This is a genomic window from Streptomyces mirabilis, from assembly GCF_018310535.1.
Lineage (GTDB): Bacteria > Actinomycetota > Actinomycetes > Streptomycetales > Streptomycetaceae > Streptomyces.
Window position 1 is genome coordinate 4,402,500 of the sequence record NZ_CP074102.1, and the last position, 25,129, is coordinate 4,427,628.

Consider the following 25,129-nt stretch of genomic DNA (forward strand, 5'->3'; position numbering starts at 1 on the left):
TGCGAGACCAACTATACCCAACCTCGCTCCCGTGCGAGACGCACCGCCGCGTGACGGTTCTCCGCCCCCAGCTTCGAGACGGCCGACGAAAGATAGTTGCGTACCGTCCCCTGGGACAGCGCCGCCCGCTCCGCGATCTCCGCGACGGGCGCCCCGTCGGCGGCGAACTCGAGCACCTCGGCCTCGCGCGCGGTCAGCGGCGAGTCCCCGGCGGAGATCGCGTCCGCGGCCAATTCCGGGTCCACATAACGGTTTCCCGCATGCACGGTACGAATGATCTCCGCGAGCCGCTGTGCGCTGACCGTCTTCGGGACGAACCCGCGCACACCTGCCGCAAGCGCTCGCTTCAGATGCCCCGGCCGCCCATGACTCGTCACGATCAGCACCTGGCAGCCGGGCAGTTCGGCCCGTAGTGATGTGGCGACCCTCACACCGTCCGCCCCCGGCATCTGCAGATCCAGGACGGCGACATCGGGTTCGTGCGCCAGCGCCATCGCCAGCGCCTCGGGCCCGGTCGCGGCCTCGGCGACCACCACGATGTCGTCCTCCAGTCCCAGCAGCGCGGCGAGCGCACCCCTGATCAGGTGCTCGTCGTCAGCGAGCAACAGCCGCACGGGCGGTGCGGACGGGACGGATGAGGTGGATGAGGCGGGTGGGGTGGGCGTCATGGGGTGACCTCACTCACGGGGTGGGGGACGGGCGGGGGCGAGCCACCCGGTGCCGGTGCCGGCACCGGCGCCGAGGCAGGGGGCAGCGGCACCTCGGCGGTCAGGCGGAACAGGTCACTCCCGGCAGGCCCGGCCCGCAGCACCCCGTCCACCTCCCTGAGCCGCTCCCGCAGCCCGGCGAGCCCGGACCCCCTTCCCGGCTCGGCGGCAGCGGGTCCGGTACCGGACCCGCTGCCGGTACCGGGCGCCCCGTCGTTCTCGACGGTGAGAGTCACCCGGCCCTCCGCCACGCGCAGGGACACCGCGCACCTTCCGGCGTCCCCGTGCCGCAGCACGTTCGTCGTCGCCTCCCGTACGACCCAGCCGAGCGCGGACTGGATCTCCGCGGGCAGACCGGTCACCGGGCCGCTGACCTCGCAGTCGATGCCGGCGGCCGTCAACACGCCCTGGGCGCCCGCGAGTTCGGTCCGGAGGTCGGCCTCGCGGTAGCCGCGTACGACCTCGCGGACCTCCCGTTGCGTCTCCCGCGCTATCCGCTGGACCTCGATCATCTGCTCCACGGCCTCAGGCCGCCCGCGCCGCGCCAGTTGCACGGCGAGCTCGCTCTTCAGCGCGACCACCGCCAGGTTGCGGCCCATCACGTCGTGCAGATCGCGCCCGAAGCGCAGCCGTTCCTCGGCGACCGCGAGCCTGGCCCGGGTCTCGCGGGCCTCGTCGAGTTCGTAGACGGCGTTCAGCATCCAGACGGAGAAGGCGGAGGTGAAGGTGAAGAAACCGGCGGCGAGGACGACCGCACCGGCGGCGACGGCGGCGCCGGGTGCCGGGACACCCGCCGGGACGGCCACGGCGCCGGCGCCCAGGGCGGCGGCGAGCACGCCGTACACCATGCGTCGTGTCTCGCGCACCGCGAGCGCCAGGGTGCCGATCCCGAAGGAGAGGACGCCGACGAACACCGTGCCCGCCGCCGCCCCGTTGTCCGCGCCGCGCGGGCCGTGCAGCGCGACCACCAGGCTCACGACGGCGATCACCACGGTGGCGGTGCCCAGCGCCCAGAGCAGCCGTACCGGCAGGGGGCGTCGGCCGCGGGTCCAGTCCAGGGTCAGCGAGGCGGTCACCGCGCCGAGCGCGGCGTGCGCGCTCACCAGCAGGAACAGGAACCAGTTCACCGGGGCGGGCACATATCCGAAGGCCGGCAGCGCGAAGGCGGCGACCTCGACGAACGGGAAGGTGTGGAACGACCACCGCGTGTACGTCTCGACCTTCGCCGGTGTGCTCTTGCCGCGCCACCAGCCATCGCGCCCGCCCATGCCCACCACCAAGCCCCTGGTCAACGCCGCGGCTCCCAGCGGAACCACCGCCGTACAGCAAACACCGCGAGGACGATCCAGGCCACCGCCGTCCCGAGCGCGCCCAGGGTGTCGTGCGCGGAGAGGTCACCGGTCCAGCCACCGCGAATCAGCGTGATCACCGGGGTCAGGGGCAGCAGTTCGCAGGCCGAGGCCAGCTGGTCCGGCATGACCTGGAGGGGGAAGAAGGTGCCGGAACCGAACAGCGACACCAGCATCAAGGGCATGGCGGCGACCTGGGCACCCTCCACGCTCTTGCTGAAGTTCGCCGTGATCGCCGCGAGCGGGGGCCACATCGCCAGGCCCAGGAGCAGCCCCAGGACGGCGAGATGGGGTGCCCGGGGCGCGCCGACGTCCAGCAGCGCGGCGCACGCGACCGTCAGGACCAGGCACTGCACCAGGCCGATCGCGACCGAGGGCAGGGCCGCACCCGCGAGGATCTCCGTGTCCCGCAGCTCCCCGGTGCGCAGCCGTTTGAGGACGAGCTCCTCGCGGCGGGCCGCGTACACGCTCACCAGCGAGCTGTAGACCGCGAAGAGGAGTGAGAAGCCGACGGAGGACGGCAGGACGACCGAGCCGACCGAGAGCCCGGTGCCCTTCAGGTCCATCTGGTCGACCGTCGAGCGGAGGCTGAACGGCAAGAGCAGCGGCATGAACACGGCGGCGGCGAGGGTCGCCTTCGAGCGGCCCAGCAGGGTCAGTTCGGCGCGCGCCAGGGCGGCCATCCGCCCCGCGGCCGTCGTCATACCCGCACCCGCACCCTTGTCCGTACCGGGGTTCCCGGTCGCCGGGACTGTCGCGCTCATGCCGCCGTCCCCCTTTCCCGCTCCCGCACACCCGCGCCCCGGCCCGAAGCGTCCCGCGCTATCCGCAGGAACGCCTCCTCCAGTGAGGCCGACCGCACATCGAGCCCCCGCAGCTCGACCTGCTTCTGGTGGGCCCACACGAGCAGCGCGGTGGCGGTGCGCTGGAGCTCGTCGGTGCGCAGCCTGACGGCGCGGCCCGCCGTCTCGTGATCGGTCACGCCGAGTCCGGCGAGCGGGGGCAGGTCTCCGAGGAAGTAGCCGTCGGGCAGTTCGAAGGAGATCCGGGACGGTGAGGACGCGGTCACCTCGGCAGGGGTGCCGGAGGCCGCGATGTGCCCTTCGTGGAGGACCGCGAGCCGGTCGGCCAGCTCCTCCGCCTCTTGCAGGTAGTGCGTGGTCAGCACCACGGTCGTGCCGCCGTCGCGCAGCTCGCGCACCAACTCCCAGGTGTCCCGGCGTCCTTCGGCGTCCAGGCCGGTCGTCGGCTCGTCGAGGAAGAGGACCTCGGGGCGGCCGAGGAGCGCGAGGGCCAGGTCCAGGCGCCGTTTCTCGCCCCCGGACAGCTGCTTCACCCGTACCCCGGACCGCCGGGTGAGCCCGACCATCTCCAGGGCCTGAGCGGTGGGCCGGGCTCCGCTCGTGCAGCCCGCCCACATCCGTACGGTTTCCGCGACCGTCAGCTCGGAGGGGAAGCCGCCCTCCTGCAGCATCACGCCGATCCGGGGCCGGACGGCCGCGCGCTCCTCGTACGGATCGTGTCCGAGGACCCGCACCCGGCCGGCCGCCGGAGGGGCGAGGCCCTCCAGCAGTTCGACGGTGGAGGTCTTGCCCGCGCCGTTGGTCCCCAGCAGCGCGAAGAGCTCACCGCGGCCCACGGAGAAGGTGATTCCGCGCACGGCTTCGAAATCGCCGCCGGCTCCCCGGTCTCCCCCGTACACGCGCCGCAGATCAGTGACCTCGATCACGTCATCTCGCTCGTTCGTGTTCATGAAATCAGCGTCCCCGCGGACGGGACCCGACAGCAGTGCGCGGTGTCATCACTCCGCATGACAAATGTCAGGGGACGGTCGTGCGCGTACACGAGAAAGACCCCGGTCGATGACCGGGGTCTTTGCTTCCTGGAGCGGACGACGAGGCTCGAACTCGCGACCTCAACCTTGGCAAGGTTGCGCTCTACCAACTGAGCTACGTCCGCATTGCCTCCGACCAGCTTTCACCGGTCGGTGCGAGCACCACCCTACCTGATCCACAACAGTGGTCGGTAAGGGCTGCAGAGCGGGTGACAGGAATTGCACACTGCGCCTTCCCCCTGGAAGGGGGATGTTCTGCTACTGAACTACACCCGCGTAACTCCTCGGGGTCCGGCTTTTCGGCCTTGCCCCTCGGCGTGCTCCAGACTCTAGCTGATCAGCGGGGGGTCAGCGCAAGTCGGTTGCGTGCGGGGGCGGATGGCCGGCCGGAGCGGGGCCCCGGCGAGCCGGCCGGAGCGGGAGCCCGGCGAGCCATCCGCCGGAGCCTCGGATTCAGTGCGCCTCGGCGAACGCCTCGTAGACCTTCTTGGGGATGCGGCCGCGCGGGGGGACGTCCAGCTTGTTGGAGCGGGCCCAGGCGCGGACGGCGGCCGGGTCGGGGGTCAACGCGGTGTGCGTGTACGCCTTCCCGGACTTCGACTGCTTGCGGCCGGCCTCGAGGTAGGGCGCGAGGGCCTTACGCAGTTTCTTGGCATTGGTTGGATTGAGGTCGATCTCGTACGACTTGCCGTCGAGTCCGAAGGCGATCGTCTCCGCCGCTTCCGAGCCGTCGATGTCGTCAAAGAGAGTGACCACGACACGCTGCGCCACGAATATCGGTCCCTTCGTGCGGCACCTCTGCGATCACACCCCATGACGTGCGTGGACGTCACGGAGTTGTCGGGGAGATGTCGACTGTCCGGCTGTTATTGGGCAAAGTATCGGCTATTGCCAATTCCTTTGTACAGTGCCGGGCATTGCATTGTGAAGCCCGACTAAAACCTTCCGCGTGTCCGAAGGTAATGGGGCCCCGCCGCTCTTCTGCGATTTTTCCCAGGATTTTCCGTGCAGGCCCCCGCGTCGATGCGGGATCGTGATCGGGCTCACGTAGGATTCTACGAATCTACGCGAGTAGAAATTTTGTGCGGGTAGTCTGAAGCGACCTGCTCAGCACCACACACCGGGAGTGCCAGTGGCACGCGTCGTAGTCGACGTCATGCTCAAGCCGGAGATCCTCGACCCCCAGGGCCAGGCGGTGCAGCGTGCACTGCCGCGCCTCGGTTTCGAAGGTGTCTCCGACGTACGTCAGGGAAAGCGATTCGAACTGGAAGTGGACGGGCCGGTGGACGACGCCGCGCTCGCCCGCATCCATGAACTGGCGGAATCCTTCCTCGCCAACACCGTGATCGAGGACTTCACCGTCAAGGTCGAGGAAGTCGCGGAGGCAGGAAAGTGACCGCTCGTATTGGAGTCGTCACCTTTCCCGGCAGCCTCGACGACCGGGACACGCAGCGTGCGATCAAGCTCGCCGGCGCCGAACCCGTCGCCCTCTGGCACAAGGACAAGGACCTCAAGCAGGTCGACGCCGTGGTGCTGCCCGGCGGTTTCTCGTACGGCGACTATCTCCGGGCCGGTGCCATCTCGCGCTTCTCGCCCGTGATGGAGACCGTGATCGAGCAGGCGAAGTCCGGAATGCCCGTCCTCGGCATCTGCAACGGCTTCCAGGTCCTCACCGAGGCGCACCTTCTCCCCGGCGCGATGCTCGGCAACAACCACCTCCACTTCATCTGCCGCGACCAGAAGCTGCGGGTGGAGAACGCGGAGACGTCCTGGACGGCCGACTACGAGTCCGGCCAGGAGATCCACATCCCGCTGAAGAACATGGACGGGCGGTACGTCGCCGACGAGCACACGCTCGACATGCTGGAGGCGGAGGGCCGGGTCGTCTTCCGGTACGTCGACTTCAACCCCAACGGCTCCCTCCGGGACATCGCGGGCATCACCAACGAGGCCGGGAACGTGGTCGGTCTCATGCCGCACCCCGAGCACGCCGTCGAGACCCTGGTCGGGTCCGGCCGTACCGACGGCCTTCCCTTCTTCACCTCGATCCTCAAGAAGCTGGTCAACGCATGAGCCGCACGCCTCTGGACACGGTCGAGAACGCGGCCGCGACCCCCGACGTCGAGCTGCCCTGGGCCGAACTGGGCCTGAAGAAGGACGAGTACGAGCGCGTCGTCGAGATCCTCGGCCGCCGGCCCACCGGCGCCGAGCTCGCCATGTACTCCGTCATGTGGTCCGAGCACTGCTCGTACAAGTCCTCGAAGGTCCACCTCCGCCAGTTCGGCGAGAAGGCCCCGCAGTCCGACGCCCTGCTCGTCGGCATCGGCGAGAACGCCGGTGTCGTCGACGTCGGCCAGGGCTACGCCGTCACCTTCAAGGTCGAGTCGCACAACCACCCGTCGTACGTCGAGCCCTACCAGGGAGCGGCCACCGGCGTCGGCGGCATCGTGCGCGACATCATCGCGATGGGCGCCCGCCCGGTCGCCGTCGTCGACCCGCTGCGCTTCGGCGCCGCCGACCACCCCGACACCAAGCGCGTCCTGCCGGGCGTCGTCGCGGGCATCGGCGGCTACGGCAACTGTCTCGGTCTGCCCAACATCGGCGGCGAGGTCGTCTTCGACGCCTGCTACCAGGGCAACCCCCTCGTCAACGCCGGTGCCATCGGTGTCATGAAGCACGAGGACATCCACCTCGCGAAGGCGTCCGGCACCGGCAACAAGGTCATCCTCTACGGGGCCCGCACGGGCGGCGACGGCATCGGCGGCGCCTCCATCCTGGCGAGTGAGACCTTCGACGACGCCAAGCCGTCGAAGCGGCCCGCGGTCCAGGTCGGCGACCCCTTCCAGGAGAAGCTGCTCATCGAGTGCACGCTCGAGGCCTTCGCCGAGAAGCTGGTCGTCGGCATCCAGGACCTCGGCGCGGCCGGTCTGTCCTGCGCCACCTCCGAGCTGGCCTCCAACGGCTCCGGCGGCATGCGCGTCACCCTGGACGACGTACCGCTGCGGGACTCGACTCTCTCTCCCGAGGAAATCCTCATGAGCGAGTCGCAGGAACGCATGTGCGCGGTCGTCGAGCCGGAGAAGGTCGACCGGTTCCTGGAGATCTGCGACAAGTGGGACGTCATCGCCACCGTCATCGGTGAGGTCACCGACGGCGACCGTCTGGAGATCTACTGGCACGGCGGCAAGATCGTCGACGTCGACCCGCGCACGGTCGCCCACGACGGCCCGGTCTACGAGCGCCCCTACGCCCGCCCCGAGTGGCAGGACGCCCTCCAGGCCGACGACGCGAACAAGCTGCCGCGCCCGGCGAGCAGCGAGGAGCTCAAGGACCAGGTCCTCAAGCTCGTGAGCTCGCCGAACCAGGCCTCCAAGTCCTGGATCACCTCCCAGTACGACCACTTCGTGCAGGGCAACACGGTGCTGGCGCAGCCCGAGGACTCGGGCATGATCCGCATCGACGAGGAGACCGGGCTCGGCGTCGCCATCGCCACGGACGGCAACGGCCGCTACGCCAAGCTGGACCCGTACGCCGGCGCACAGCTCGCCCTCTCCGAGGCCTACCGCAATGTCGCGACGACCGGCGCCAAGCCGCTCGCCGTCTCCGACTGCCTGAACTTCGGCTCGCCCGAGGACCCGGCCGTCATGTGGCAGTTCGCCGAGGCCATCCGCGGTCTCGCCGACGCCTGCCAGCAGCTGGGCACCCCGGTGACCGGCGGCAACGTCTCGCTCTACAACCAGACGGGCGAGGTCGCCATCCACCCGACCCCGGTCGTGGCCGTGCTGGGCGTCATCGACGACGTCGCCCGCCGCACGCCGGTCGCCTTCCAGGAAGAGGGCCAGCTCCTCTACCTGCTCGGTGACACCCGTGAGGAGTTCGGCGGTTCGGCCTGGTCGCAGGTCGTCCACGACCACCTCGGGGGCCTGCCCCCGAAGGTCGACCTGGAGCGCGAACGCCTCCTCGGCGAGATCCTCATCTCCGCGTCCCGCGACGGCATGATCGACTCGGCGCACGACCTGTCCGACGGCGGTCTGATCCAGGCCGTGGTCGAGTCGGCGCTGCTCGGCGGCAAGGGCGCCCGGCTGGTCGTCCCCGACGGTCTCGACGCCTTCACCTTCCTCTTCTCGGAGTCGGCGGGCCGCGCGGTCGTCGCCGTCCCGCGCTCGGAGGAGCTCCGCTTCAACGACATGTGCGGTGCGCGGGGTCTGCCCGTCACCCGTATCGGTGTCGTGGACGGAGACGCGGTCGAGGTCCAGGGCGAGTTCGCACTCCCGCTGGACGAGCTCCGCACGGCCCACGAGGGCACGATCCCGGCGCTCCTCGCCTGACCGTCGCCGGTCGTACGACGAGGAAGGCCCCGCCCGGAGTCACGTTTCCGGGCGGGGCCTTCCTCGACTCATCGGACGTAGTTCTTGAGGATCTCCGTGTCGAGTTCGATGCCGATCGGGTCAGGGATGAGCACCCTCTCACCGAACTTCGCGGTGTGGATGTCGCGGTAGCCTCCGACCTTCCGGTCCGGAGTGCTGTGCACCGTGACCGTGCAGGAGTCCCGGTCGATCAGGAGGTACAAGGGAATTCCGGACTGGCCGTATGCGGCGGGCTTCTCGTGCCGGTCTCGCCGGTCGGTGTCCGAGTCGTACGAGGTGACCTCGACGACCAAGAGCGTCCCGGCAGGGTCGGCCCACTCGCCGTGTCCCGCGAAGTGGGCTTCGGGCGCGAGCACCGCATCCGGTTTCGCCCTGCCCTCTCGGTACGTCTCCACGCGGAGCCCTTGGCCCTGATACAGGTCCAGGTCAGGCCTGGTCTGCATACAGCGTCGGGCCAGCCAGGTCACGATGGTGTTGTGGTCTCCGTCCGTCACCTTCTTGACTCCGATCCGTCCGTTGATGAACTCCAACGTGACGGTCTCGGGAGCGGCGGAGGCGATCGTTTCGAACTCCTCCACCGACATCTGAGACGTGTGCTCGGCCATAACCGTCATGTTGCACTTCCTTCCAGGCGAAGGCCAGTGTTGTCCGGGTCCGGCAGTGCGGGGCGGTTTTGGCCGTCGATCACACTCACGGGTCATTGCCCCTGGTCTTCTGACCCGGCCTTGTGTCCTGGTGGACCGTGCGCTGGGCCTGAACGAGCACCGTGAGACATAGGCTCACCTCTATGCCCCCGGTCAAGAAGCGCATACGGACGTACGATCCCGCCAAGACGCGCGCCGCGGTTCTCGCACAGTTCGGGCACATACGGGAGGCCGTCCGCGTCCTCACGCCCGAGCGGCTCGCGCTGCCCACCCGGCTGGGGGACTGGACGGTGCGTGAACTGGTCGCGCACGTCGGCACGACTCTCGAAGGTGTCACCCGGCTCCTCGACCAGCCGGAGCCCGTAAAGCGGGACGCCACGGTCCTCGACTGGCCGTTCGCGACCTCCGCCAACTCCGGGGCCATCGCGGACACAGCCCACCGACTGGCCGAGGAGCACCCCGACCTGGTGGCCTTCCTGGCCGACGTGGAGCGGGACTTCACGGCCCACCTCGACGCCTACCCCGGCACCCGGCTGCTCGCCACCAGCGCGGGCGCGATGCCGCTGGCCGACTGTGTCGTCACCCGCACCGTAGAACTCGTCGTCCACACCGACGACCTGAACGCCGCCGTGCCGGGTTTCGACATCCCCCTCGACCGCCAGGCCCTCGCCGCGTGCACCCGGCTGCTCGCCGACGCGCTCGCCGTGAAGGCGCCCGGCGCGTCGACGGAGGTGCGGATCCCGCCGTACGCCGTCGTGCAGTGCGTGGAGGGCCCCCGGCACACCCGGGGCACACCGCCGAACGTCGTGGAGACCGACCCGCTGACCTGGATCCGGCTGGCGACGGGACGTACGGAGTGGAAGACCGCGCTGGACGAGGCGAAGGTCAGCGCGAGCGGTGAGCGGGCCGACCTCGGCGGACTGCTGCCCCTGATGGGCTGAGCCGACCCGCTGACTCCACCGTCGGCTCCACCCGCTGGGCTTCACCGTCGGCTCCACCCGCTGGGCTTCACCGTCGGCTCCACCCGCTGGGCTTCACCGTCGGCTCCACCCGCTGGGCTTCACCGTCGGCTCCACCCGCTGGGCTTCACCGTCGGCTCCACCCGCTGGGCTTCACCGTCGGCTCCACCCGCTGGGCTTCACCGTCGGCTCCACCCGCTGGGCTCCACCCGCCGACCTCGCCGCTGACTCCACCCGCACCGCCCCGGAGGGGAACCGGCCACCCCACCCCTCCCGTCACACCGTCATGGACAAGCAGCGACTGACCCTCAGTGTCCTGACCCTGCTTCCGCTCGCCGTGGCCTGCGGCACCGAGACGGCGGGCGGCGGTTCCGTGGGGAGCGGATCGTCGCCGGTCACCGGCGTTCACTGGAGTGTCGACACCCTCACCACGCACGGCCGGACCCGGCAGGCGCCGGACAGCGCGTATCTGCGGATCGGCGAAGACGGTCGCGTCAGCGGCAACCTCGGCTGCAACACTTTCGGCTCGACCGTCACCCTGAAGGGTGACCGAGTCGACTTCGGGAAGATCGAGGCGACCGACATGGGCTGCCAGAAGGACCCCATGAGCTTCGAGCAGAGCCTCAGCCGCGCCTTCGTCGACGGCACGTTCACCAGCGAGGTCAAGGGCGACAAGCTGACGCTCACCACCGACGGCGGCGACCGCGTCAATCTGACCAAGGAGCCGGACGCGCCCCTGTACGGCACGAAGTGGACGGTCATCTCTCTCGGGGACGGTGCCGTGGCCCAGTCCCTTCCCGAGGGGGCCGACGCCCACTTCACCCTCGACAAGGCGAAAGGCACCCTTTCCGGCCGCCTCGGCTGCAACCAGGTCACCGCCAAGGCCACCGTCCGCGACGGACATATCACCCTCGGCACCGCCAGGACCACCCGGATGATGTGCGACGGCTCACTCATGGACACCGAGAGGACCCTGCTGGGTTTCTTCGACAGCACGGTCGGATACGAGTTGAACCACCGAGCCATCGCGCTGACCAGCACAAACGGTAAGACCCTCCAAGCCGTCGCCGACGAGTGATCCGTCAAAGATCCGTATCCCCAATTCGGACCAGTGGTCGATCTCGCCTACACTCGGTGGCGTGCCACGTGGTGACGGTCGACTCAATCATGATCTGCTCCCCGGCGAGAAAGGCCCCCAGGACGCTTGCGGCGTCTTCGGAGTCTGGGCCCCGGGTGAAGAGGTCGCCAAGCTCACTTACTTCGGGCTCTACGCCCTCCAGCATCGGGGCCAGGAATCCGCGGGGATCGCGGTAAGCAACGGCTCCCAGATTCTCGTCTTCAAGGACATGGGCCTCGTGTCCCAGGTCTTCGACGAGACCTCGCTCGGTTCGCTCCAGGGTCACATCGCGGTCGGTCACGCCCGCTACTCGACCACTGGCGCCTCCGTGTGGGAAAACGCCCAGCCGACGTTCCGTGCCACCGCGCACGGCTCCATCGCGCTCGGCCACAACGGCAACCTCGTCAACACGGCGCAGCTCGCCGAGATGGTCGCCGACCTCCCCAAGCAGGACGGCCGCACCACCCGCGTGGCCGCCACCAACGACACCGACCTGCTCACCGCGCTCCTCGCGGCCCAGGTCGACGACGACGGCAAGCCGCTGACCGTCGAAGAGGCCTCCGCGAAGGTCCTCCCGCAGGTCAAGGGTGCCTTCAGCCTCGTCTTCATGAACGAGCACACCCTGTACGCGGCCCGCGACCCGCAGGGCATCCGCCCGCTGGTCCTCGGCCGCCTGGAGCGCGGCTGGGTCGTCGCCTCCGAGTCCGCCGCCCTCGACATCTGCGGCGCGGCCTACGTCCGTGAGATCGAGCCGGGCGAGTTCGTCGCCATCGACGAGAACGGCCTGCGTACGTCCCGATTCGCGGAAGCGAAGCCCAAGGGCTGTGTCTTCGAGTACGTGTACCTGGCCCGTCCGGACACGGACATCGCCGGCCGGAACGTGTACCTCTCGCGTGTCGAGATGGGCCGCAAGCTCGCCAAGGAAGCCCCTGTCGAGGCTGATCTGGTGATAGCGACCCCGGAGTCCGGGACGCCCGCCGCGATCGGTTACGCGGAGGCCAGCGGCATCCCGTTCGGCGCCGGCCTGGTCAAGAACGCGTACGTCGGCCGGACCTTCATCCAGCCTTCACAGACCATCCGCCAGCTGGGCATCCGTCTGAAGCTGAACCCCTTGAAGGAAGTCATCAAGGGCAAGCGCCTGGTCGTCGTCGACGACTCGATCGTGCGCGGCAACACCCAGCGGGCCCTGGTGCGCATGCTCCGCGAGGCGGGTGCGGCCGAAGTCCACATCCGGATCTCCTCTCCCCCCGTGAAGTGGCCCTGCTTCTTCGGCATCGACTTCGCGACCCGCGCCGAGCTGATCGCCAACGGCATGACCATCGAGGAGATCGGCACCTCGCTCGGCGCCGACTCCCTCTCGTACATCTCCATCGACGGCATGATCGAGGCGACCACCATCGCCAAGCCGAACCTGTGCCGCGCCTGCTTCGACGGCGAGTACCCGATGGAGCTTCCCGACCCCGAGCTGCTCGGCAAGCAGCTTCTGGAGACCGAGCTGGCCGCGGGTCCCGCAGCCACGGCCGCGGCTGACGCCATCCGTCGCCCGTAAGCGCCGCAGAGCCCCGTTTCACCAACCCGAAAGATTCCAGGCAATGTCTTCTGTGTCTGATCAGTCACCTCCGGCGACGGGCACTGCTTCCGGTGCTTCCTACGCGGCTGCCGGCGTCGACATCGAAGCGGGCGACCGCGCCGTAGAGCTGATGAAGGAGTGGGTGAAGAAGACGCAGCGCCCCGAGGTCCTCGGCGGCCTCGGCGGCTTCGCCGGCCTCTTCGACGCCTCCGCCCTCAAGCGCTACGAGCGTCCGCTGCTCGCCTCCGCCACGGACGGCGTGGGCACCAAGGTCGACCTCGCCCGGCAGCTCGGCGTGTACGACACCATCGGCCACGACCTGGTCGCGATGGTCATGGACGACATCGTGGTGTGCGGCGCCGAGCCGCTCTTCATGACCGACTACATCTGCGTCGGCAAGGTCCACCCGGAGCGCGTGGCGGCCATCGTGAAGGGCATCGCCGAGGGCTGTGTGCTCGCGGGCTGCGCCCTGGTGGGCGGCGAGACGGCCGAACACCCGGGCCTGCTCGGTCCGGACGACTTCGACGTCGCGGGGGCCGGTACGGGCGTGGTGGAGGCCGACCGGCTGCTCGGCCCGGATCGTATCCGTACGGGTGACGCGGTGATCGCCATGGCGGCGTCCGGTCTTCACTCGAACGGGTACTCGCTCGTCCGGCACGTCCTCTTCGACCGGGCGAACCTCAGCCTGGATCAGCACGTCGAGGAGTTCGGCCGCTCGCTCGGCGAGGAGCTCCTGGAGCCCACCAAGATCTACTCGCTGGACTGCCTGGCGCTGACGAAGACCACCGAGGTGCACGCCTTCAGCCACATCACCGGCGGCGGGCTCGCGGCCAACCTGGCCCGGGTGATCCCGGACGGGCTGCACGCGATCGTGGACCGCGAGACCTGGACCCCGGCCCCGGTGTTCGACCTCGTCGGCAGGACCGGCAATGTCGAGCGTCTGGAGCTGGAGAAGACGCTGAACATGGGCGTGGGCATGATCGCGATCGTCCCCGAGGAATCGGCGGACGTGGCGGTGGCCACCCTCGCGGACCGCGGCGTGGACGCCTGGATCGCCGGTGAGATCACCGAGCGCGGCGAGCACGCGACGGGCGCGGCCCTGATCGGCGACTACGCGAGCTGAGGCCCTCGGGGCAGCACAAAACCCGGTCCGGCGTTGAGGCCCCGGACCGGGTGAAGTGCGGTTGCTACGAGAAATCCGCCAACAGAGATCTACTCACGGCTAGTGCTACGAGAGATCGCGGAAACCGCGAGGGACGCTGGTGCGTCAAGCGCCGCGACGTTGAGACTGCGGACCGGACTGGTCGTCCTCATCCTCATCGTCGTCGTTGTAGAGATCCGCGTACTGGGCGTACGGGTCGTCTTCCTCGTCGTCGTCCTCGAACGGCTCGCCATTCGGCGGCTGGCTCGAAGTCGAAGCGCCCAGCTCATTGGCCAGACGCGAGAGGTCAGTCCCGCCGCTGCTGTACTTCAGCTGGCGGGCGACCTTCGTCTGCTTGGCCTTTGCCCGGCCGCGCCCCATGGCTCGACCCCCTCGGATACGGGGCTCGGTGGCCCCAGAGTCTTGACACGCGTTCATGATCTGGAACGGGCTCTCCGTGGAGAGACCGGTCCGTAGGGCTTCCACGGTACCTGAGCCCGCGCCCATACGGTACGTCGCCCGCAGGACGCGCCTAGGCCCAGAACCTGCGAGGTGCCCTGTCCCCGCTGGTCAACCGCGATTTTAACCTCTTCTTGGCGGACGACCCGCCGACGGGAGTGAGAGTTCTCTCGAAGTGTCCCCTCGGCGGGTCCCTGACAAGCGTCGAGACACGCGCGGAAATGCGACGGAATGGAAGGTTCCGCTATCCGCGGTGGCGCGCCTCCGCCATCCGCTGCTCGGCGATCCGGTCGGCCGCGGCAGCCGGCGGAATCCCGTCCTCCTTCGCACGTGCGAATATGGCCAGCGTGGTGTCGAAGATCTTTGTGGCCTTCGCCTTGCACCGGTCGAAGTCGAAGCCGTGCAGCTCGTCGGCGACCTGGATGACACCGCCCGCGTTCACCACGTAGTCGGGCGCGTAGAGGATCCCGCGGTCCGCGAGGTCCTTCTCGACGCCCGGGTGCGCGAGCTGGTTGTTGGCGGCTCCGCACACGATCCGCGCGGTGAGCACCGGCACGGACGCGTCGTTCAGCGCCCCGCCCAGCGCGCAGGGGGCGTAGATCTCCAGACCCTCGGTGCGGATCAGCGCCTCGGTGTCCGTGGCGGCCGTGACGCCCGTCGGGTGCTTGTCCAGGATCTGCCGTACGGACTCGTCGCGTACGTCCGTGATCACGACCTCCGCGCCGTCCTCGCGCAGATGGTCCACCAGGTGGCGGCCCACCTTGCCGACGCCCGCGATGCCGACCTTGCGGCCGCGCAGTGTCGGGTCGCCCCACAGGTGCTGGGCGCTCGCCCGCATGCCCTGGAAGACCCCGTAGGCGGTCAGGACCGAGGAGTCGCCGGCGCCGCCGTTCTCGGGCGAGCGGCCCGTCGTCCAGCGGCTCTCGCGCGCCACGACGTCCATGTCGGCGACGTACGTACCGACGTCGCACGCGGTGACGTAGCGCCCGCCGAGCGAGGCCACGAACCGGCCGTAGGCGAGGAGCAGGGCCTCGCTCTTGATCTGCTCGGGGTCCCCGATGATCACGGCCTTGCCGCCGCCGTGGTCGAGACCGGCCATGGCGTTCTTGTACGACATCCCGCGCGAGAGGTTCAGCGCGTCGGCGACGGCCTCCTCGTCACTCGCGTACGGGTAGAAGCGCGTACCGCCGAGGGCGGGGCCCAGAGCGGTGGAATGGATGGCGATGACGGCCTTGAGGCCGCTGGCCCGGTCCTGGCAGAGCACGACTTGCTCATGACCCCCCTGGTCCGAGTGGAACAGGGTGTGCAGGACGCCGTCGGTTACGTCGGTCACTGTGGTGACTCCCAGGTAAGTAGCGGCGGTTGTGGACGGTGCCCGTGCGGATGGCGGGCTTCCGTGGGCATGAGATTAGAGCCTGTGCCCGGTCGCCATCCGCGCAGTGTTCAGGATCACCTCCTCCCGGAGTACGTTTCCGCACGGTCGTGGGACGATTTGGAGTGATTTCCCGGTCGCCCGCGCGCCGCTCGCCCGGGATTCCCGCCCGGGTTTCGGGTCCGGTCCGTTGGGGAGGGAGCAGGGGTGCCCAAGGTGTCCTCGGTGATCGTCCCGTACGCGTCCTATCTGCGCGTGTACGAACCGCTGGCCGCCTTCCCGGAGCCGGAGCGCACCCACTGGGCGCGTTACGCGCGGCGCGCCGAGCGCCCGTCGTACCAGGACGAGTTGCGCCGCTCGCTGGCCGATCTGCTGCCCACCCCGCCGATCCCCGTGCCGGTGCACGAGAGCGCGGACGCGTTCGTGCTGAGCGCCGACGGAGTGCTCTGCGTCTGTCCCTGGCGCACCCGGCTGCGCGGCTGGCAGGCGCTGGAGGAACTGGCCGACGAACTGCCCTCGTCCGTTCTGGACGCGGTCCTGCCGCCGCTCGTACGCCGCCAGGCGGCCCTTGACTACGAGCGCTGGCTCGCCCGCAACCCCGACGCCCGCCCGTGGATCCGCACCTCGACCTGGCAGGTGCCGCTGAACTGGTTCGTGCTCGTCACCGACGAGGAGCGGCGGTACGAGAAGGGGGCGGGCGGTGACGGGGCAGCGCCGGTGCTGCGCTACCGGACACCGATGGTGCAGGCGCGGCGGCGGACGGCACGCGCACTGAAGACCCTGCGGGACACCCTGGACGAGGGGCCCCTCATCGACGGTCTGGTGGACGTGGGGCGCTGGCTGGAGGAGTTCCATCCGCGCTCGCTGGTCGAGCTGGACTACGGCGGGCTCGTGCACGCCCTGCCGGCCGGGCACCTCGAGGACGACCACTCGGCGGCCGACGTGGCCGAGGGCATCGAGGCGCTGCGTCACGGGGACGGGGCGGCGGCGGGCGAGGCGTACGGGCGGCTCGTGGAGCGCTGGCGCTCGGTCCGGGACCGGCGCTCGGCGAACTGAGGGGACTCCAGGGCCTTTGGGCCTGTGGGGCGCGTGGGTCCCGTGTGGCACGTGGGTTCTGTGGGACCTGTGGGACCTGTGGGGTGTCTGAGTGCCTGTGGGGTGTCTGAGTGTCCCGGGCCGGCGGGGGCGGGCCAGCCGCACGAGAAGTGTGATGTGCTTCTCACTGGTGTTCGCCCGAACTGACGTATGGTCCTCGCACGCTGAAGAACCCTCACTGCGGGAGAAGATCGCGCAGGGCGGGACCTAGGTCCCGATCCGGTCTTTTGTGTCGACGATGTGTCAAGCGTGACGGATGGCACTTACCTGGCCCTTGCATCGCTTGCCCCTCCTCGTGCCAAAATAGGACAAGGAGCCCGGGGGAGGGCTCCATCCGTCCATGTTTGGGCGGGAATCTCGGCATTGCGCGCTATGGGGGGTCTGATGACTCCTGATCGTCCTGTGACTGATCGTCACAGCGGCGTGACTGTCCGCTATGGCATGGTCCATCGGCTTCCGTCGCTGATGAACACCTGGGAGGGCAATTCCATCGGTTTGGCCGACGCGGCTGGACGGATGGTGTAGTTGTAGTGCCGAGGACAAGCCGTTCGTCCTATAACCGACTCGACTCGCGTCCGCCATTTCGGGCAACGCGGGTCAAGGTGCAGAATTTAGAGGAAAGAACCGAGAAGGTTCGGTTCTCCCGAGGAGGCCGCTCATGACCGCTCGCACCCCTGATGCCGAGCCGCTGCTGACCCCGGCTGAGGTCGCCACGATGTTCCGCGTCGACCCCAAGACGGTCACGCGGTGGGCGAAGGCCGGCAAGCTCACATCCATCCGCACGCTCGGCGGGCACCGCCGCTACCGCGAGGCTGAGGTCCGCGCGCTACTCGCGGGTATCCCGCAGCAGCGCAGCGAGGCCTGAACAACCGCATAACCGGGCAATTCGGTAGGTCCCCCAACCTGTCAAGACGCCCAACCACAGCTCCAAGCGACGCGGGTCCTGCCCCAACAGGGCTCACGCCCGACCCAGTTACACATGCGACAAGGGTGCGTCGTCGATCGCGCTGGACTCCGCCGGGTCCAGCGCGATTTTTTTGTGCCCTGCCCAGGCGCCGAAGGGGCGCGGCTGTGGGCCGTGAGGTGGGCCTGTGAGCGGCCTTGTCGGAGTCTGGGGAGGGGTGTCGGATCTCCTGTGGGAGTCCTCGGAGAGTAGTGCAATTGCACATATTAAATTGACAAGTTGTAGGTGGGGTGTAAGTTCCGCCCTTCTGAAAACTTATGCGGTGACACCCGTCACACACCAGAGTCCTTGTTGCCTGTGGCGCGTCTGCGCTAAAGGAGTTGGGCGAATGTACCCTCGCGCGAGGGTCACGCCTTGGCGGGGGTTTCGTCCTCGGCCGTCGTCTCGTCCTCGTCGCCGTGCGCGGAGGGCTCCATGGCCAGTCTCAGGAGCTGGTGGCAGATCGGGCAGTGCCGCGTCAGATGGCGGTACTCGGAGGCGGCCGACAGATGGGCGCGGAGCAGCGCGCGCGTCTCGTGCCGAGCGGACGCCGCCATGGACCACCTCCACGAGGTCGAGTGCCCTGGATTCCGGGGTACCCGCCGAATGTGACGGCGTCAAGGTGCGGGGGGCTCCGCCGGTCGGGCGGGGCTGCGTCCGGCGTTCGGTGGGAGGGCCTGGGGGGCGGCCGTGTGGGGGTGGGGGCGCACGGGGCGCGTGAAGGGGCGTACGGCGCCCGGAGTCCCTGGATACGCGCCTAGGGGACCGAACGTGCGCTGCCGGGGGTTCGCGCCGCGCGGGGTGGTCCGCGCGCGGGTGGTCCGGGAGTCCGGATGCGCGAGGGGTCCGTGAGTTCGGGTGGCTGCGCGGAGTGCGTACGCACGAGAGCCCGGGTCCGAAGACCCGGGCTCTCGTATCTACTGCGGTCCTGACGGGATTTGAACCCGCGGCCTCCACCTTGACAGGGTGGCGAGCACTCCAAACTGCTCCACAGGACCAGGTTTCGCAGTCACTTTCTTGCGCTGTGCTGCGAGAAGAGACTGTACAGGAGGGTGAGCCCGGGGTCGAACTCACCCACCGTGCAGGTCCCGTTACGGCACCGCCGCGTCGATCGCCTTCACGATGCGCTTGTCGGAGACCGGGTACGCCGTGCCGAGCGCGTGGGCGAAATAGCTGACCCGGAGCTCCTCGATCATCCAGCGGATGTCCAGGACCTGCTGCGGGACCGGCCGGCCCTGCGGCAGCTGCTCCAGGAGCCACGCGTACTCGTCCTGCATCTCGTGGACCTTCTCCATGCGGGTGGTGTCCCGCTGGACGCCGGTCGGCATCTGCTGCAGGCGGCGGTCGGCGGCGACCAGATAGCGCATCAGATCCGGGAGGCGGCGCAGGCCGGTCGCCGTGACGAAGCCGGGCTTCACCAGGGCGTTCAGCTGCGTCCGTACGTCCGTGAGGTTTGCCAGCAGGGTGGGGCTGCTGGTGGCCTTCAGGCGGCGCTCACAGGCCTGCCAGGCGGCGAGGACCTGCTGCACCTGGCTCACCGTCCGGACCGTCGTGTCGACGATCTCGGCGCGCACCTTGTCATACAGCTTCCGGTACGACTCCTCGTCCCACGCCGGGCCCCCGAAGTCGCCGATCAGCCTGTCCGCCGCCGCCGTCGCACAGTCGTCGAACAGGGCCTGCACGGAGCCGTGCGGGTTGGCGGACAGGGCGAGCTTCTGGGCGTTGGTGAGCTTGTCCGAGGCGAACTTGCCCGGGTTCACCGGGATGTTGCGCAGGATCAGCCGCCGGGTGCCCTTCCACATGGCCTGCGCCTGCTCGGCCTCCGTGTCGAAGAGACGTACGGAGACGGTGTTCGCCGTCGGGCCGTCGTCGACCAGGGCCGGGTACGCCTTCACGGGCTGGCCGGCCCGGCGCGTCTCGAAGACAGGCGTCAGCGTGCCGATCGTCCAGTCCGTGAGGCCCGTACGTTCCAGGGACTCGCCGCCCTCGCGCTCCGCCGTCGCCGCCGCGGCCTGCGAGATCGCCTTGCGCGCCTTCGGCTTCAGCTGGAGCTGGAGGGTCTCCAGGTCCTTGTCCTCGGCCAGTTTGCGGCGCCGCTCGTCGACGATCCGGAAGGTGATCTTCAGATGGTCGGGGACGCGGGACCAGTCGAAGTCGTCGGCAGTGACCGGCACACCGACCATCCGCTTGAGCTCGCGGGCGAGGGTCGTCGGCAGCGGCTCCTGAAGGGGCACGGCCTGGTCGAGGAACCGCTTCGCGAAGTTCGGGGCGGGGACGTAGTTGCGGCGGATGGGCTTGGGGAGGGAGCGGATGAGCTCGGTGACCACTTCCTCGCGCAGGCCCGGGATCTGCCAGTCGAAGCCCTCGTCCGTCACCTGGTTCAGGACCTGGAGCGGGATGTGGACCGTGACGCCGTCGGCGTCCGCGCCCGGCTCGAACTGGTAGGTCACCCGGAACTTCAGGCGGCCCTGACGCCACGAGTCGGGGTAGTCGTCCTTGCTGACGTCACCGGCTCGCTCGTTGATGAGCATCGAGCGCTCGAAGTCGAGGAGCTCCGGCTCGTCATGGCGCTTGTGCTTCCACCACGAGTCGAAGTGCGCGCCGGACACGACGTGGGCCGGCACCCGCTGGTCGTAGAAGTCGAACAGCGTCTCGTCGTCGACCAGGATGTCCCGGCGGCGGGCACGGTGCTCCAGCTCCTCGACCTCGGTCAGGAGCTTGCGGTTGTCGGCGAAGAACTTGTGGTGCGTGCGCCAGTCGCCCTCCACGAGGGCGTTGCGGATGAAGAGGTCGCGGCTCGTCTCGGCGTCGATACGACCGTAGTTGACCTTGCGCTGGGCGACGATCGGGACGCCGTAGAGGGTGACCTTCTCGTACGCCATCACGGCCGCCTGGTCCTTCTCCCAGTGCGGTTCGCTGTAGGTGCGCTTGAGGAGATGTTCCGCCAGGGGTTCGACCCACTCGGGCTCGATCCTGGCGTTCACGCGGGCCCAGAGACGGGAGGTCTCCACCAGCTCGGCCGACATCACGAAACGCGGGGGCTTCTTGAAGAGGGCCGAGCCAGGGAAGATCGCGAACTTGGCGTTGCGGGCACCCAGGTACTCGTTCTTGCCCGTGCTGCGCCCGCCGCTCTCGCCCCCGGTCTCCTTCACGTCCTTCATGCCGACGTGCGAGAGCAGGCCGGCGAGAAGGGAGACATGGACGCTCTGCTCTGCCGCGTCGTCCTCGTTGAGGTGGATGCCCATCTGCTTGGCGACCGTGCGCAGCTGGGTGTAGATGTCCTGCCACTCGCGGATGCGCAGGAAGTTCAGGTACTCCTGCTTGCACATACGGCGGAAGGCCGACGAGCCTCGCTCCTTCTGTTGTTCGCGGACGTAACGCCAGAGGTTGAGGAAGGCGAGGAAGTCGCTCGTCTCGTCCCTGAAGCGGGCGTGCTGCTGGTCCGCCTGCGTCTGCTTGTCGGCGGGGCGCTCGCGCGGGTCCTGGATGGAGAGCGCCGCGGCGATCACCATGACCTCGCGCGCACAGCCGTTCTTGTCGGCCTCCAGGACCATGCGGGCCAGCCGGGGGTCGACGGGGAGCTGGGCGAGCTTGCGGCCGGTCTCCGTCAGGCGCTTGCGTACGTCCTTTTCGGACGGGTCGAGTGCGTTCAGTTCCTGGAGGAGCTGGACGCCGTCTCGGATGTTGCGGTGGTCCGGCGGGTCGATGAAGGGGAACTTCTCGATGTCGCCGAGGCCGGCCGCCGTCATTTGGAGGATGACGCTCGCCAGGTTCGTACGGAGGATCTCCGCGTCCGTGAACTCCGGGCGGGTGTCGAAGTCGTCCTCGGAGTACAGACGGATGCAGATGCCGTCCGACGTACGGCCGCAGCGGCCCTTGCGCTGGTTGGCGCTGGCCTGCGAGACCGGCTCGATGGGCAGGCGCTGGACCTTGGTGCGGTGGCTGTATCTGGAGATACGGGCATTGCCCGGGTCGATGACGTACTTGATGCCCGGGACGGTGAGCGAGGTCTCGGCGACGTTGGTCGCCAGAACGATCCTGCGGCCGGTGTGGGGCTGGAAGACGCGGTGCTGCTCCGCGTGGGAGAGGCGGGCGTAGAGGGGGAGGACCTCGGTGAAGCGGTACTGCTTCTTGGTGAGTGCGTCCGCCGTGTCGCGGATCTCGCGTTCGCCGGAGAGGAAGACGAGGATGTCGCCCTTGCCTTCGGCCTGCAGTTCCTCGACCGCGTCCGTGATCGCGGTGATCTGGTCGCGGTCGGCGTCGTCGCCGTCCTCTTCGAGGAGCGGGCGGTAGCGGACCTCCACGGGGTACGTACGGCCGCTGACCTCGACGATCGGGGCGTCGCCGAAGTGACGGGAGAAGCGCTCCGGGTCGATCGTGGCCGAGGTGATGACGACCTTGAGATCCGGGCGCTTGGGGAGCAGCTGGGCGAGGTAGCCGAGCAGGAAGTCGATGTTGAGGGAGCGCTCGTGGGCCTCGTCGATGATGATCGTGTCGTACGCGCGCAGCTCGCGGTCCGTCTGGATCTCGGCGAGCAGGATGCCGTCCGTCATGAGCTTGACGAAGGTGCCGTCCGGGTTCACCTGGTCGGTGAAGCGGACCTTCCAGCCGACGGCCTCGCCGAGGGGGGTGTCCAGCTCCTCCGCCACGCGTTCGGCGACCGTGCGGGCGGCGATGCGGCGGGGCTGGGTGTGGCCGATCATGCCGCGGACGCCGCGGCCCAGTTCGAGACAGATCTTGGGGATCTGGGTGGTCTTTCCGGAGCCGGTCTCACCTGCGACGATGACGACCTGGTGGTCGCGTATGGCGTCGGCGATGTCGGCCTTCTTCTGGCTGACCGGGAGCTGCTCGGGGTAGGTGACGGCGGGCACACGGGTGCGGCGCTCGGCCATGCGGGCCTCGGCCTTGGTGACCTCCGCGTCGATCTCGGCGAGCACGGCGGCGCGGGCTTCGGGCTTGCGGATCCGGCGCGCGCCCTCGAGCCTGCGGCCGAGCCGGTGCGCGTCGCGCAGGGTCAGCTCGGCCAGGCGGGGGGCGAGGTCGCCGAGGACGGGGGCAGGATGCGTAGACATACGCCGTCCAGGATCTCACCTCGCCGAAATTACTGGCGAGCGGTTTTGGGCGGGGCGTGGGGACAGGTCAGGGGGTGCGCTGCGCCGGAGGCTCGGGGGAGGCGGCGGGGGCGGGCTCGGGCGTGGCAGAGGGCGCCGGTGTGGCGGCGGGCGCGGACTCCCGGCGGGGACGGTCTCCCCGGGCCATGGACTGGGCGGTGTTGGAGACGGCCTTGATGCCCAGGTAGGCGGTGGTCATGCTGCTCACCGCGGTGAACGCGGCGGTGAGCACGCCGACGATCACGGCCTTGTCGCCGTCGAGCCGCCAGACGCCGAAGATCGCGACGCCCGAGATCGCGAGAATGCTGACGACCACGGCCAACAACCCGTACCGGGCCCGTTCCTTCTCCAATTCGGTGTCCTGAATCACTCTGGCCACGTTCCGGCTCATGTCTTCCCCGCCCCGAAGAAACCTGCTGGACCGGCCAGAACATAGCGGCGGCCGAGCGCCGGTGCCAAGCGAGCCGCCGTCACCGGTCGCGCCCGTCCCGGCGCGAAGAAAGGGGCGGATCCTTTCGGGTCCGCCCCTCCTCAGCTGTCCGCGCGGGTGTCATCGCACGTCGACGTAGTCCTCCGTGCCGTCGCCCACGAAGTGCTTGCTGTCGGGATACAGGAAGACGGGTACCCAGGTGCCGTCCTGCTGGGCCTTGAAGCCCTTGCTGAAGGATCCGTTCGATTTCGTGGTGACGGTGGACATCAGGTACCAGGTCTTCTTGCCCTTGGGCCGGAAGAGGATCTCCACCTTCTTGGCGCCGTACGCCTTCCAGGAGGTGGTGCCGGCCTTGCGCTCCTGGAGCACGCCCTTGACGGTGATCGTCCGGCCCTTGGAGACGGGCTCGGGGGACGCGTTGGCGTCCTTGATCCGGGTGAGGGCGCGGTTCCTGCGCAGGCTGCCGCTGACGCCGCCCTTGATGTCCTTGGCGGTGGAGCCTGCGTAGTGCAGCCGCCAGTAGCCGTCCGTGTAGCCCGGCAGCTTCTCGACGATGAACTGCGAGCCGTTGGTGGTCTGCACCGTCTCCTTGGTGCTCCAGCCGGTCCTGCCGTCGGGCGAGTACTGGATGTCGACGGCGATCCGGTCGTCGGTCTCCCGCCCGACCAGGTCGACGATGCCGGTGATGTCCAGCTGTGCGTACTCGTCCAGTCGCGCCGTGAACTCGGTGAACTTCGTCGTGGCGGTGGCCGCGACGGTGACGTCGGCCTTCGTGGTGCGCTGGATGAAGGGGTTGTACGGGTACGGCGGGAAGCCGACCTCGTAGACCACCTTGCTGCCGTACGCGTACTTCGAGAAGGAGAAGCGGCCGTTCGCGTCGGTGGTCGACTGGACGGGGCTGCAGGTGGTGCAGTCCTTGTAGTCCATCTGCAGCGCGATGCCGGCCAGCGGCTTCCACTCCGTGCCGCTCTGGTACTGGAGCGCTCCGGTGACGTTGAACTTGTCGTTCGCGGTGACGTGGAGGCTGCTCTTGTCCAGGACGATCCGGGTCGGCGCGGTCTTCGGCCTGACCTCTACCCAGGGGCCGGCGGCGAAGCCCAGGTCGCCGTTGTACTGGGCGAAGGTCCAGCCGCCGTCCACCACCTCGTGGGAGGCGGAGAAGTGGCCGGCGTCGTCCGTGACAGCGGTCGTCTCGTCGTTCCCGTCGAACGTGAGGTCCACGGTGGCGCCGGGCAGTGGCACCGTCTCGCGGGTGCTGGGGTCGCGGACGGCCATGTCACCGATGGCCGTGACCGTCTTGTGCTCGATGTCCGGTTCGGTCGGCGTGACCGAGTAACCGGTGATGACGGGCTGCTTCTGGTAGTGCAGAGTGCCGGCGTTCTGCTGGACGGTGGTCTCGCCCGAGGAGTCCGTGGCCTCGATGTCGATCTTGTAGTCGCCCAGAGTGTCCAGGTGGATGGGCTGGGAGGCCCAGGTGCTGTCCCAGGAGCTGTAGTCGTACTTGCGCGTGAAGTCGGTGATCGTGGCCACCGGTGCGTCCGACTCGGCGCTGCCGGCCGGGCGGAGCTCGGCCGTGATCTTGTCGACCGAGCCGCTGTAGTTGAGGCGGACGTCGAGGACCGACCAGTCGGCCTGGTCGCTGTACGCGTTCTCGACGTTCGGCCCCGCGGCGTGGGCCGTGCCGGGTATCGCGAAGGTGCCTACCAGGACGGCGCCGGCCGTCACCAGTCCTCTGGCGATATGTCTCAAGAACCCCCCAAGGCTCCGCGAGCGACGAAAACCCCCTCCAGTTGACCCGGAGGGGGTTTTCGTTCCTGTGGCTGGGGCCGGGGTCGAACCGGCGACCTATCGCTTTTCAGGCGATCGCTCGTACCAACTGAGCTACCCAGCCACGAGGTTTCATGTGAAACCTCAGCGGTCCTGACGGGATTTGAACCCGCGGCCTCCACCTTGACAGGGTGGCGAGCACTCCAAACTGCTCCACAGGACCAAGCTGTTGCGTGCGACGCGTAAAACAGTGTCGCACACGGT

General features: G+C 68.9%; 21 protein-coding genes and 5 tRNA genes. 9 read left to right on the forward strand and 17 right to left on the reverse strand.

Translation table 11 applies throughout. The features are described from left to right. Positions 1–11: 11 nt before the first annotated feature. The 7 genes from SMIR_RS19500 to SMIR_RS19530 all read right to left on the reverse strand — a co-directional run bounded on the left by SMIR_RS19500 (position 12) and on the right by SMIR_RS19530 (position 4,661). A complete protein-coding gene (locus SMIR_RS19500; RefSeq protein ID WP_212727190.1) occupies positions 12–668 on the reverse strand; it encodes a response regulator transcription factor in 657 nt (218 codons plus the stop codon). Next, positions 665–1,975 carry a sensor histidine kinase gene (locus SMIR_RS19505; protein ID WP_212728376.1) on the reverse strand — a complete coding sequence of 437 codons (1,311 nt, stop codon included), beginning with the start codon at positions 1,973–1,975 and terminating at the stop codon, positions 665–667. Before SMIR_RS19505 ends, SMIR_RS19500 begins: the two co-directional genes overlap by 4 nt. A gap of 20 nt (positions 1,976–1,995) precedes the next feature. Further along, positions 1,996–2,820: an ABC transporter permease gene (locus SMIR_RS19510; protein WP_211118747.1), complete on the reverse strand. Its 825-nt coding sequence runs from the start codon at positions 2,818–2,820 to the stop codon at positions 1,996–1,998. After that, entirely contained in the window at positions 2,817–3,809 is a 993-nt protein-coding gene (locus SMIR_RS19515) for an ABC transporter ATP-binding protein (RefSeq protein WP_168493234.1), read from the reverse strand. The genes SMIR_RS19510 and SMIR_RS19515 overlap by 4 nt, the downstream gene beginning before the upstream one ends. Before the next feature lie 130 nt (positions 3,810–3,939). Then, positions 3,940–4,015 (reverse strand) — tRNA-Gly (locus SMIR_RS19520). Positions 4,016–4,094: 79 nt separating this feature from the next. Next, a tRNA-Gly gene (locus tag SMIR_RS19525) sits at positions 4,095–4,166 on the reverse strand. 177 nt (positions 4,167–4,343) lie between these two features. Continuing rightward, entirely contained in the window at positions 4,344–4,661 is a 318-nt protein-coding gene (locus tag SMIR_RS19530) for a histone-like nucleoid-structuring protein Lsr2 (protein WP_101404193.1), read from the reverse strand. Positions 4,662–5,022: 361 nt separating this feature from the next. On the opposite strand from SMIR_RS19530, the gene purS reads away from it, so the two are divergent. From purS to purL, 3 genes are read left to right on the forward strand one after another with little or no spacing between them, the layout of a single operon-like run. Next, on the forward strand, positions 5,023–5,286 hold the full coding sequence (purS, locus tag SMIR_RS19535; protein WP_005482678.1) for a phosphoribosylformylglycinamidine synthase subunit PurS: 264 nt from the start codon (positions 5,023–5,025) through the stop codon (positions 5,284–5,286). Further along, positions 5,283–5,963 carry a phosphoribosylformylglycinamidine synthase subunit PurQ gene (gene purQ / locus SMIR_RS19540; RefSeq protein WP_101404194.1) on the forward strand — a complete coding sequence of 227 codons (681 nt, stop codon included), beginning with the start codon at positions 5,283–5,285 and terminating at the stop codon, positions 5,961–5,963. The genes purS and purQ overlap by 4 nt, the downstream gene beginning before the upstream one ends. Then, on the forward strand, positions 5,960–8,218 hold the full coding sequence (gene purL / locus SMIR_RS19545; RefSeq protein ID WP_168493232.1) for a phosphoribosylformylglycinamidine synthase subunit PurL: 2,259 nt from the start codon (positions 5,960–5,962) through the stop codon (positions 8,216–8,218). Before purQ ends, purL begins: the two co-directional genes overlap by 4 nt. Positions 8,219–8,286: 68 nt before the next feature. Here the strand turns inward: purL and SMIR_RS19550 are convergent, their stop codons facing one another. Further along, complete coding sequence (locus tag SMIR_RS19550; RefSeq protein ID WP_101404196.1) at positions 8,287–8,871, reverse strand: Uma2 family endonuclease; 585 nt, start codon at positions 8,869–8,871, stop codon at positions 8,287–8,289. 173 nt (positions 8,872–9,044) lie between these two features. Here SMIR_RS19550 and SMIR_RS19555 point away from each other — a divergent pair, with 173 nt between their 5' ends. From SMIR_RS19555 to purM, 4 genes are all read left to right on the forward strand, one after another. After that, positions 9,045–9,842 (forward strand): maleylpyruvate isomerase family mycothiol-dependent enzyme, encoded by a 798-nt coding sequence (locus SMIR_RS19555; RefSeq protein WP_168493230.1) that lies wholly within the window; start codon positions 9,045–9,047, stop codon positions 9,840–9,842. Positions 9,843–10,146: 304 nt separating this feature from the next. After that, positions 10,147–10,938, forward strand: coding sequence for an META domain-containing protein (locus tag SMIR_RS19560; protein WP_168493228.1), 792 nt, complete (start codon positions 10,147–10,149; stop codon positions 10,936–10,938). A 61-nt stretch (positions 10,939–10,999) separates the two neighbouring features. After that, positions 11,000–12,526: an amidophosphoribosyltransferase gene (gene purF / locus SMIR_RS19565; RefSeq protein ID WP_075031373.1), complete on the forward strand. Its 1,527-nt coding sequence runs from the start codon at positions 11,000–11,002 to the stop codon at positions 12,524–12,526. A 43-nt stretch (positions 12,527–12,569) separates the two neighbouring features. Further along, positions 12,570–13,670, forward strand: coding sequence for a phosphoribosylformylglycinamidine cyclo-ligase (purM, locus tag SMIR_RS19570; protein ID WP_180362430.1), 1,101 nt, complete (start codon positions 12,570–12,572; stop codon positions 13,668–13,670). 144 nt (positions 13,671–13,814) lie between these two features. On the opposite strand, the gene SMIR_RS19575 is transcribed toward purM, so the two are convergent. Together SMIR_RS19575 and SMIR_RS19580 are read right to left on the reverse strand one after the other, a co-directional pair. After that, positions 13,815–14,069 (reverse strand): DUF3073 domain-containing protein, encoded by a 255-nt coding sequence (locus SMIR_RS19575; RefSeq protein WP_037615441.1) that lies wholly within the window; start codon positions 14,067–14,069, stop codon positions 13,815–13,817. A gap of 322 nt (positions 14,070–14,391) precedes the next feature. Next, positions 14,392–15,480, reverse strand: a complete 1,089-nt coding sequence (locus SMIR_RS19580) for a Leu/Phe/Val dehydrogenase (RefSeq protein WP_168493226.1) — start codon at positions 15,478–15,480, stop codon at positions 14,392–14,394. A 246-nt stretch (positions 15,481–15,726) separates the two neighbouring features. Here SMIR_RS19580 and SMIR_RS19585 point away from each other — a divergent pair, with 246 nt between their 5' ends. Together SMIR_RS19585 and bldC are read left to right on the forward strand one after the other, a co-directional pair. After that, positions 15,727–16,575, forward strand: coding sequence for a DUF8083 family protein (locus tag SMIR_RS19585; RefSeq protein WP_168493224.1), 849 nt, complete (start codon positions 15,727–15,729; stop codon positions 16,573–16,575). 697 nt (positions 16,576–17,272) lie between these two features. Further along, a complete protein-coding gene (bldC, locus tag SMIR_RS19590) occupies positions 17,273–17,479 on the forward strand; it encodes a developmental transcriptional regulator BldC (RefSeq protein ID WP_003949541.1) in 207 nt (68 codons plus the stop codon). Positions 17,480–17,925: 446 nt separating this feature from the next. Here the strand turns inward: bldC and SMIR_RS19595 are convergent, their stop codons facing one another. The 7 genes from SMIR_RS19595 to SMIR_RS19625 all read right to left on the reverse strand — a co-directional run bounded on the left by SMIR_RS19595 (position 17,926) and on the right by SMIR_RS19625 (position 25,088). Then, the gene (locus SMIR_RS19595; protein WP_168493222.1) at positions 17,926–18,114 is read right to left on the reverse strand and encodes a DUF6274 family protein; all 189 of its coding nucleotides are present in this window, start codon (positions 18,112–18,114) and stop codon (positions 17,926–17,928) included. A gap of 366 nt (positions 18,115–18,480) precedes the next feature. After that, positions 18,481–18,555, reverse strand: a tRNA-Asp gene (locus tag SMIR_RS19600). Positions 18,556–18,648: 93 nt separating this feature from the next. Continuing rightward, positions 18,649–22,629 carry an ATP-dependent RNA helicase HrpA gene (hrpA, locus tag SMIR_RS19605; protein WP_168493220.1) on the reverse strand — a complete coding sequence of 1,327 codons (3,981 nt, stop codon included), beginning with the start codon at positions 22,627–22,629 and terminating at the stop codon, positions 18,649–18,651. A 67-nt stretch (positions 22,630–22,696) separates the two neighbouring features. Beyond that, positions 22,697–23,047, reverse strand: a complete 351-nt coding sequence (locus tag SMIR_RS19610) for a hypothetical protein (protein ID WP_248002996.1) — start codon at positions 23,045–23,047, stop codon at positions 22,697–22,699. A 171-nt stretch (positions 23,048–23,218) separates the two neighbouring features. Then, positions 23,219–24,823: a hypothetical protein gene (locus SMIR_RS19615; RefSeq protein ID WP_168493218.1), complete on the reverse strand. Its 1,605-nt coding sequence runs from the start codon at positions 24,821–24,823 to the stop codon at positions 23,219–23,221. Between the two features lie 92 nt (positions 24,824–24,915). Continuing rightward, a tRNA-Phe gene (locus SMIR_RS19620) sits at positions 24,916–24,989 on the reverse strand. A 24-nt stretch (positions 24,990–25,013) separates the two neighbouring features. Further along, positions 25,014–25,088 (reverse strand) — tRNA-Asp (locus tag SMIR_RS19625). Positions 25,089–25,129 lie beyond the last annotated feature (41 nt).

Coding starts and splice junctions, on each gene's coding strand:
- SMIR_RS19500 (WP_212727190.1), bottom strand. CDS start 668: ATGACGCCCACCCCACCCGCCTCATCCACCTCATCCGTCCCGTCCGCA.
- SMIR_RS19505 (WP_212728376.1), bottom strand. CDS start 1,975: ATGGGCGGGCGCGATGGCTGGTGGCGCGGCAAGAGCACACCGGCGAAG.
- SMIR_RS19510 (WP_211118747.1), bottom strand. CDS start 2,820: ATGAGCGCGACAGTCCCGGCGACCGGGAACCCCGGTACGGACAAGGGT.
- SMIR_RS19515 (WP_168493234.1), bottom strand. CDS start 3,809: ATGAACACGAACGAGCGAGATGACGTGATCGAGGTCACTGATCTGCGG.
- purL (WP_168493232.1), top strand. CDS start 5,960: ATGAGCCGCACGCCTCTGGACACGGTCGAGAACGCGGCCGCGACCCCC.
- SMIR_RS19550 (WP_101404196.1), bottom strand. CDS start 8,871: ATGACGGTTATGGCCGAGCACACGTCTCAGATGTCGGTGGAGGAGTTC.
- SMIR_RS19555 (WP_168493230.1), top strand. CDS start 9,045: ATGCCCCCGGTCAAGAAGCGCATACGGACGTACGATCCCGCCAAGACG.
- SMIR_RS19560 (WP_168493228.1), top strand. CDS start 10,147: ATGGACAAGCAGCGACTGACCCTCAGTGTCCTGACCCTGCTTCCGCTC.
- purM (WP_180362430.1), top strand. CDS start 12,570: ATGTCTTCTGTGTCTGATCAGTCACCTCCGGCGACGGGCACTGCTTCC.
- SMIR_RS19575 (WP_037615441.1), bottom strand. CDS start 14,069: ATGGGGCGCGGCCGGGCAAAGGCCAAGCAGACGAAGGTCGCCCGCCAG.
- bldC (WP_003949541.1), top strand. CDS start 17,273: ATGACCGCTCGCACCCCTGATGCCGAGCCGCTGCTGACCCCGGCTGAG.
- SMIR_RS19595 (WP_168493222.1), bottom strand. CDS start 18,114: ATGGCGGCGTCCGCTCGGCACGAGACGCGCGCGCTGCTCCGCGCCCAT.
- hrpA (WP_168493220.1), bottom strand. CDS start 22,629: ATGTCTACGCATCCTGCCCCCGTCCTCGGCGACCTCGCCCCCCGCCTG.